Genomic DNA, 7619 nt, shown 5'->3' on the forward strand with positions numbered 1-7619 from the left:
ACGAACCGCTGCGTCCAAGCCGCCCCCCCTTTGCCGCGCAAACCTTCGCGATGGCGATAGACCGAGATCACACTCAAGTTGACATCCTCCCCGCCCTGAAGGACGGGGATTCCTACCGCGTGTCAGGCCGCCAGGGCCGGGCCCGCCTCGGTGGGTTCCTGGGCCGACGCCCGAACGGGCGAAGCATCTCCGCAGGCTAACCGGGCGTGCCCCGCCCTTGCGATGTTGATCGACGCCACGTCGTCCGCATTCCCCGCATGGCCGCACGCCACGCACCGGAACACGGCCTGGCTCGGGCGGTTCCCCGCCGCCACGTGCCCGCACTCGGGGCACGTCCGGCTCGTGTTCGGAGCCGGCACCGGCAGCAACCAGCCGCCGAGCCACTCCTGCTTGTACCCGACCTGCCGGCGGAACTCGCCCCAGCCCTGGTCCAGAATGGCCTTGTTCAGTTCCGCCTTCTGCCGGACGTTCACGCCCGGCTCCTCGACCGTCCCGGCCGCGCTCGCCGTCATCGCCCGCACGTCCAGGTCCTCGACGCAGACCACCGCGTGGTTCTTGCTGACGGTCGTCGAGGCCTTGTGCAGGAAGTCGGAGCGGATGCGGGCGATGCGTGCCTGGACCCGTTGTACCTTCGCCTTCGCCTTCCTCCAGTTGCTGCTGAACCTGATCTTGCGGGCCATCGCCCGCTGCGCCTTGGCGAGCGACGCCTCGGCCTTGCGGAACGCGTTCGCCGGCTCGATGACGGTGCCGTCGGACAGCGTGGCGAAGCGCGTCACGCCGACGTCGATGCCGACAAGCGTCGTCGACGGGTGGACCGGCCGCTCGACCTCGCGCTCGGTCTGGACCGAGACGTGCCACTTGCCGGCCTTCAGCGAGACGGTGACCTGCCCGACCCCGCCCTCGACGGCGCGGGAGGCGCGGCAGCGCATCCAGCCGAGCTTGGGCATGCGGATGCGCCCGTTCGGCTGGTCGAGCTCGACCTTCTGCGGGTGGCGGAAGGCGTCGTTCTTGCCCTTCCTCTTGAACTTGGGGAACTCGGCCCGTCCCTCGAAGAAGTTGCGGTAGGCGCGGTCGAGGTCCTTGAGCGCCTGCTGCAGAACCTGGCTGTGCACCTCCTTGAGCCAGGAAGTGTCGGGTTCGGCCTTGCAGGCGGTGAGGTGCTTGCAGAGGTTGGCGTAGGAGAGGTGCTTCCCGCCGGCGGCGTACCTTTCCTTCCGCAGGGCGAGGGCCCTGTTGAAGACGTAGCGGCGCGCGCCGCAGGAGCGGCGCATGAGCCGTTCCTGCGCGCCGTCGGGCCGGAGGACGAATCGGTATGCCTGGACGCGAAGCACAGGCCGAGGATAGAACGAATGCGGAACGAAGGCAAGGGGATTGGATCGGTGCCCGGGCAGGCTTCTGTCGCGGCCGGCGCTATCCATCCCCGCCCTGAAGGACGGGGCCTTCCGCGCTTCTACGGTCACCGGAACCAATTCGCACCCGACCGGGTGGACGCTTTCGTGGCATGGCTTCGCGGCATGCCGGGCCGCGGCTTCCTGGGACGGCCGGCGAACTGGCCCGCCTGACAAGCGAGCCGCGGCGCCGACAGTCACCGTCCCGGCCGCCGGTTCGTGAACCCGGCCGCTCAAGCCTTGTTCGTGAACCGCGCGGAGGCGGCCTTGCCGCCGACCTTGAGCGACACCGTGGCCACGACCTGGCCGGTCGCCGCGACGGGCAGCTTGCCCTGCACGCTGTTGGCCCCGGCCGGGCTGAGGGCGACCTTGTAGCTCTTGCCGCCGACGAGCACCGTTGCGGTGCCTGAGACCTGCGCTGCCGGAACGGGCTTGCGCATCTCGTCCAGGATGTAGACCGTCACGTCGGTGTCCTTCACCACGAGTTCCAGCCAGAGCTCCTGGGCCTCCTGCACGAGGCCGCCGTGCACGGCCTGGGGCGGCTCGCCATGGGCGAGGGCAGAACCGGATGCGAGGCTGAGGGCGAGAATCAACGGTATCGCGTGGGTCTTCATTGCAAGTCTCCGTGCGGTCTTGTGTTCATCTGGCCGCGTGCCATTCCGCGCGACCTTCGCCGCCGAAGGCCGCAGGGTCGGAGCGGCTGACGGCAAGCGTCCGATCCTGCCGCCCATGCCGTCTGGACGCGTATGCCGCGACGGCTTGGTTCGGGGGACGACGGACGGGCCTCCAATGCGCCGCCGGGCCGGTGTGAAGGCCCTGTCGGCGACCGCGTCGCGGGCCGCGGCCTTCAATGGCTGTGCTTGTGGCCTGGGCCCCCGTCCGGCTGCGACGCAGTCGAGGGTAGGTCAGCCGGCTTCGTGCCGTCCATGCCGGCGGTACCATGATTCATGCTGCCGTGGTCGCCGGCTGCCTGCGCCTGCATCCACAGGTCGTTGTAGTCGTCGTCGGACAGGTCCGGCAGCTTCCGCAGCAGCGCGACCGTCGACCAGAGCATCTCGTCCCCGTCGCTCGCCATCGACGGCATGCCGCTCATCTTGATCCCGTTCTTCAGGATCCAGAACAGCTCGCCCGGGCTGTAGCGCCCCGCCGCACCCTTGAGGTTAGGCGGTTCGGGATACATGCCCTCGGCCACCTCGCTGCGCTTGGCGCCCGGTCCGCCATGGCACGTGGCGCAGTGCTCGGCGAAGTGTCCGACGGCCGGCACCAACCTGGTCTGCTCGTCGTAGCCCGGCGGAGGCAGCAGGCCGGCCGCATGGGCTCGGATCGAGCGCACCCGTGCCGTGTCCAACACCCACGTGGTCAGGGCCCAGTGAGGCTCCGTGGCGGCGACGTTGAAGACGCCCGCGTAGACCACGGCCGCGGCGGCGACCGTCGCCAGGATGCCGGCCGAGAGCAACGTGAGGAAGACGATCTTGGCGGTTCGCATGGAGGTGTCCTGAGTGACCGGTTTCGAGCCGGGCCGCCCACGCGTCAGGTGCGGGGGCGCCGTCGGCCGACCTGGGATGAGCGCGCTCTCGTCGGATTGGTCTTCTCACCGCGCCTTCTGGATGCGCGTGATGGCAAGCTGCCCGTTCACCCGGTCGGCGGAGAACCGGACCCGGTCACCGGCCTTCACCCCCTTCAGGATGGCGGGGTCGGCGACCCGGTAGGCCATGGTCATGGCGTCCATGTCGATGTTCGGGATGCGCTCGTGGTCCAGCGTGACCTTGCCAGAGGCCTCGTCGACCTTCTGGACGGTCCCGCTCACGAGAGGCGTGTTGGCGACGGGCTTGGCGGGGGACGCCGGAGCGGGCGACGGCGACGCGGGCTGGGCCGAGCCCCCCGCCTGGGCCTGGCGGTCCAACGGACCCTGGCCGGACGGCGTCTGGTTCGGCTGCGGCCGGTAGTCCGACTGTCGGTTCCGGACCTGCCATTCCTTAAGGGCGTCGATCTTCTGCTGCTGCTCGTCCTGGATCTTCTGCGCGGTCTCGCGCAGCTGCCGGTCGCCGCCGTAGTCGAGCTGCGCCTTGGCAAGGAAGAGGGACTGCTCGTAGCTCGCGATCAGGAGCTCGGCGAAGTCCCGGTCGGGGTCGCCGGTCAGCTTGAGGTTCCTGAAGCGGTCGGCCATGACCTCGCGCACGCGCTCCAGGGCGGCCGGGGCACCCTTGGCAGGTTGCGCCCAAGCCGCCCCCGATACCGGGCCGGCGAGCGCCACGGCCATGGCGGCGGCGAACAGGGATAAACGTCGCATGTGACTTCCTCCGCGGCATGGGGCCGCCGCGCGGGATCGGGCGTGTCCGCGCGGCGGGCCCGTTCGAGGCGCTACTTGGCTTTTTGGATCTTGGTGACGGTGTACTGGCCGCCGGCTTCGTCGACGTCGAACTCGACCTTGTCCCCGGACTTCAGGTCCTTGATCATCGCCGGGTCCTTGACCTTGTAGGCCATGGTCATGGCGTCCATGTCGAGCTTCGGGATGCGCTCGTGGTCCAGCGTGACCTTGCCGGACGCCTCGTCGACCTTCGTGACCGTGGCCTTGACCGATTGCGCCCAGGCCGGACTCGCCAGGGCCAGCAGCGCGGCAAGGGCGAAGGGAGGTACCTTCCTCATCGTATTCTCCTGATGGTCGCTGTGCCGCTGCACGGGCACTTGTTCAGGGGGCGATGGTGCCCGCGCAGCGGCTTTCGGGCGGACTAGGTCCACCCGAATTCGTCCGCCGGTCCGCGCCCGCATCGGGGCGCCGTTCCGGCGGAAGCTCGGATGACATCCGGCATCGCCGGGTCAGTGGTTTCCGTGACCGCCCGAGTTGGAGGCCGTCCGGCGCTTGCGCGGGTCGACCACGCGCAGGTCCGTCTCGCGGGCGCGCTTGCCCCGGGGGGTGTTCGGATCGCGGCTGGGTTCGGGTAGGGGCTCGCCCGTCCACTCGTAGGCCAGCGTGCCCTCCGGGTGCTGGTACCAACCGGGGTCCCTGTAGTCGCCGGGCGCCACGTCGGGGCGGACCTTCAGCACGGTGAACATGCCGCCCATCTCGACCGATCCGAACGGGCCGGCGCCGGTCATCATCGGCAGCGTGTTCTCGGGGAGCGGCATCTCCATCTCGGCCATGGAGCCCATGCCGGTCGAGCCCATCGGCATGTAGCCGGGCGCGATCCTCTGGATGCGCTTCGCCGTGCTCTTCAGGTTCACGCCGATGTAGGTGCGCACCGAGTGGCCCATGGCGTTCATGGTGTGGTGCGACTTGTGGCAGTGGACCGCCCAGTCCCCCAGGTTGTCGGCGTTGAACTCGATGGCCCGCATCTGGCCGACCGCGACGTCCGCGGAGACCTCGAACCACTGGCGCTCGGGCGGGATCCAGCCGCCGTCGGTGCCCGTGACCTTGAAGTCGACGCCGTGGACGTGGATCGGGTGGTTGGTCATGGTCAGGTTGCCGAAGCGCATCCGCACCTTGTCGCCCTGGCGCGCGACCATGGGTTCGATGCCCGGCCAGACCCGGCTGTTGAAGCACCACATGTTCATGTCGAGCATCGTGTTGACCTTGGGCACGTAGGACCCGGCCTCGATGTCGTAGGCGTTCAGGAGCCAGACGAAGTCGCGGTCGACCCGCCGCTCGGCGGGATCGCGCGGATGCACGACGAAGAAGCCCATCATGCCCATCGCCATCTGGACCATCTCGTCCGAGTGCGGGTGGTACATGAAGGTGCCCGAGCGCCTCAGGATGAACTCGTAGACGAACGTCTTGCCCGGCGGAATGCCGGGCTGGTTCAGGCCCGCCACCCCGTCCATCCCGTTGGGCAGGGTCTGGCCGTGCCAGTGGACGGCGGTCGCCTCCGGCAGCTTGTTGGTGACGAAGATGCGCACCTTGTCGCCCTCTACCGCCTCGATGGTTGGCCCGGGAGACTGCCCGTTATAGCCCCAGAGATGCGCCTTCATCCCGGGGGCCATCTCGCGCACGACCGGCTCGGCCACGAGATGGAACTCCTTCCAGTCCCCGCGCATGCGCCAGGGCAGCGTCCAGCCGTTGAGCGTCACCACCGGCTGGTAGTCCACCCCAGTGGTCGGCACGAGCGGCGGCTGCGTCGTCGCCTTGTCCATCGAGGGAGCCTCGGGCAGGCCGGCGGCCTGCGTGCGGCCGCTGATCATGGACGTTCCTGCGAGGACGAGCCCCCCGGCGCCCAGCAGTCCCCTTCGCGAGATGTCAGTCATCGGTTTCTCCATGGGTCTCGTGGGGGGAGCGGCATCAGCCGCCGGGCGTGGCGGCCGCGAGGGTTTCGCCTCCGCCGCCGGCCACCGCCTCGGCTCCGGCCGACTCGCCCCCGAAGCCTTCGCCGGTGAAGCCGCCGCCGATGACGGCCGCCCTGAGGTCGGTCGCCGCGATCCAGAAGTCGCGTTGGGCCTCGATGGCCTGGATATTGCTCAGGATCCGCGAGCGGGCGTCGATGATCAGCGTGGTGACGTCGATCAGCATGCCGCTGTACTGCAGCAACGCCTGGTCCTGGATCGTCTTGCGCAGCGGCAGCACGCTGCCCTGGTAGTGCCGGGTGATGTCGTATTGGCCGCGGTAGCGCTGGTAGGCCTCGCGGACCTCCGAACGGGCGTTGACCGCCTTCTCCGCGAGGCGATGGGCGGCGCCGAGATAAGCCTCCCGCGCTCCGCGCACCACCGTCGTCCCGAAGTCGTAGATCGGGATGACCAAGTCGACGGTGTAGCCGCGGCCGAAGCTCTTGTCGCGCGTGACGTTGAAGCCGCCCTGCTCGTTCAGCTCGAACGCCTTCGAGCGCTCGTAACGGTCGGAGTAGCCGATATCGAGCACGTTGATGAAGCCGCTGACTTGGTTGAGGCCGTACTGGCCCGCGAGCGACTGGAGTTCGAAGCGCGCCGTCTGGATGTCCGCGCGCTTCTTGATCGCCTCGGCCTCGATCTGGGTGCCGCTCACCAGCCGACCGGGCAGCGACGGCAAGCCGTTCGGCAGCTTGAAGTCGATCTCGCGCCCCCACAGGCCGAGCAGGCGGATCAGCTTCTCGCGCTCGACCCGCTGCAGGACGCGCGCCTTGGCGAGCTGCGCCCCGAGCTCGCTGTAGAAGGCGTGCTCGCGCGCCTGCTCCAGCTTGTTCAACGCGCCCGTCTCGCCGAGCTGCTTGGCCAGGGTGGAGGCGGAGCCGGCGCTCGCGAGCGCCTGCTCCAGGTAGGCGACGGACTGGTTCGCCGACACCGTGCGATAGAACTGGCGCCGCGCCTCGCCGGCGAGGCGCAGGACCTGCCCGACCGCGCGGTACTGCTCCGCCCTGAAACGGTTCCGCGCGATGGGGATGCGGACCGGCAGCGTCAGGAGCTCGATGAGGCTCGCGGTGAGCGAGCGCTCGACCTCCAGGGTGAAGTCGCCCCCGGTCCGGCTGAGGGAGAGCCGCGGGACCGGCGGCAACGTCGCCTGGACGAACTCGGCTTCCGACACGCCGAGGTCGTTGAAGGACGCCTGCAGGGCGCGGTTCTTCAGGAGGGCGACCTGTACCGCGCTGTCGGGCGTGAGCGGGCGCCGCAGCAATTGCTCCGCACGGGCCGCGGCGCCGATTGCCGCTGTCTCGTCGGACACCTTCACGATGTCCTTCCGCAGCTCCAGGGCGGCGTAGCCGTGCGCCGGGCCAAGACCACCGTCGGCCGAGAAGCCCACGCAGCCGCCAAGCGTCACCCCGACCGTTACCAGGAGGGCGGCGGTCCGGGCGCGACGGCCGGGCGACGCTGCGGCGACCCGGCACGCACCGGACCCGCGAGACTGAGGCGCGGTCATCCGTGGGTTCCCTTTGGGGGTGAGTCCGTGGGCGGGCGGGGTTTGGTTACAGGGCTCGCGCATCACCGCCCTCCCGTGTCGCGCTTGCCGCCCATGCCGGGCATGGTCATGCTAGGCATGCGGGAGTGGTCCATGCCCTCCATGCCGCCCGAGCCGGACCTCGGTGTCACGGCGCGGTTGAGCTCGCGCCAGTCCTTGGGATCGACCACGTCGTAGCGCGTCACGCCCGCGGTGACCGCGGAGTAGCGCGGCGCGCGCACGGCGGCGGCGGGGTTGGCCGGGGCAACCAGCCAGTCCGGCGCGGCGGTGGGCACGCAGGCCGCGAGCGGCAAGGCCGTGAGCGCCACGGCCGGCCTGAGGAAGGTGAGCATCGCTTCGGATCCCGAACGGGGGCTGGCGGCCGCGCTCAGGGG

8 protein-coding genes are annotated in these 7619 nt (G+C 69.7%); all 8 read right to left on the reverse strand.

All coding sequences use genetic code 11. From position 1 onward, the window contains the following. Positions 1-122: 122 nt before the first annotated feature. On the reverse strand, positions 123-1418 hold the full coding sequence (locus G4G93_RS33400) for an RNA-guided endonuclease InsQ/TnpB family protein (protein WP_099956022.1): 1296 nt from the start codon (positions 1416-1418) through the stop codon (positions 123-125). Positions 1419-1621: 203 nt separating this feature from the next. Further along, a complete protein-coding gene (locus G4G93_RS33405) occupies positions 1622-2002 on the reverse strand; it encodes a hypothetical protein (protein WP_060850403.1) in 381 nt (126 codons plus the stop codon). Positions 2003-2235: 233 nt separating this feature from the next. Continuing rightward, a complete protein-coding gene (locus G4G93_RS33410; RefSeq protein ID WP_091891602.1) occupies positions 2236-2874 on the reverse strand; it encodes a c-type cytochrome in 639 nt (212 codons plus the stop codon). A gap of 105 nt (positions 2875-2979) precedes the next feature. Then, a complete protein-coding gene (locus G4G93_RS33415) occupies positions 2980-3678 on the reverse strand; it encodes a copper-binding protein (protein WP_091891599.1) in 699 nt (232 codons plus the stop codon). A gap of 71 nt (positions 3679-3749) precedes the next feature. Beyond that, on the reverse strand, positions 3750-4034 hold the full coding sequence (locus G4G93_RS33420; RefSeq protein WP_091891596.1) for a copper-binding protein: 285 nt from the start codon (positions 4032-4034) through the stop codon (positions 3750-3752). Positions 4035-4205: 171 nt separating this feature from the next. After that, positions 4206-5627, reverse strand: a complete 1422-nt coding sequence (locus G4G93_RS33425) for a multicopper oxidase family protein (RefSeq protein ID WP_091891621.1) — start codon at positions 5625-5627, stop codon at positions 4206-4208. 34 nt (positions 5628-5661) lie between these two features. After that, complete coding sequence (locus tag G4G93_RS33430) at positions 5662-7269, reverse strand: TolC family protein (RefSeq protein ID WP_099956023.1); 1608 nt, start codon at positions 7267-7269, stop codon at positions 5662-5664. Then, the coding region (locus tag G4G93_RS33435; protein WP_409513819.1) for a hypothetical protein at positions 7269-7619 on the reverse strand (351 nt) is incomplete at its 5' end. The genes G4G93_RS33435 and G4G93_RS33430, both read right to left, overlap by 1 nt.

It is taken from the genome of Methylobacterium sp. DB0501 (assembly GCF_011043735.1).
GTDB lineage: Bacteria > Pseudomonadota > Alphaproteobacteria > Rhizobiales > Beijerinckiaceae > Methylobacterium > Methylobacterium alsaeris.

Coding starts and splice junctions, on each gene's coding strand:
- G4G93_RS33400 (WP_099956022.1), bottom strand. CDS start 1,418: ATGGATAGCGCCGGCCGCGACAGAAGCCTGCCCGGGCACCGATCCAAT.
- G4G93_RS33405 (WP_060850403.1), bottom strand. CDS start 2,002: ATGAAGACCCACGCGATACCGTTGATTCTCGCCCTCAGCCTCGCATCC.
- G4G93_RS33410 (WP_091891602.1), bottom strand. CDS start 2,874: ATGCGAACCGCCAAGATCGTCTTCCTCACGTTGCTCTCGGCCGGCATC.
- G4G93_RS33415 (WP_091891599.1), bottom strand. CDS start 3,678: ATGCGACGTTTATCCCTGTTCGCCGCCGCCATGGCCGTGGCGCTCGCC.
- G4G93_RS33420 (WP_091891596.1), bottom strand. CDS start 4,034: ATGAGGAAGGTACCTCCCTTCGCCCTTGCCGCGCTGCTGGCCCTGGCG.
- G4G93_RS33425 (WP_091891621.1), bottom strand. CDS start 5,627: ATGACTGACATCTCGCGAAGGGGACTGCTGGGCGCCGGGGGGCTCGTC.
- G4G93_RS33430 (WP_099956023.1), bottom strand. CDS start 7,269: ATGCGCGAGCCCTGTAACCAAACCCCGCCCGCCCACGGACTCACCCCC.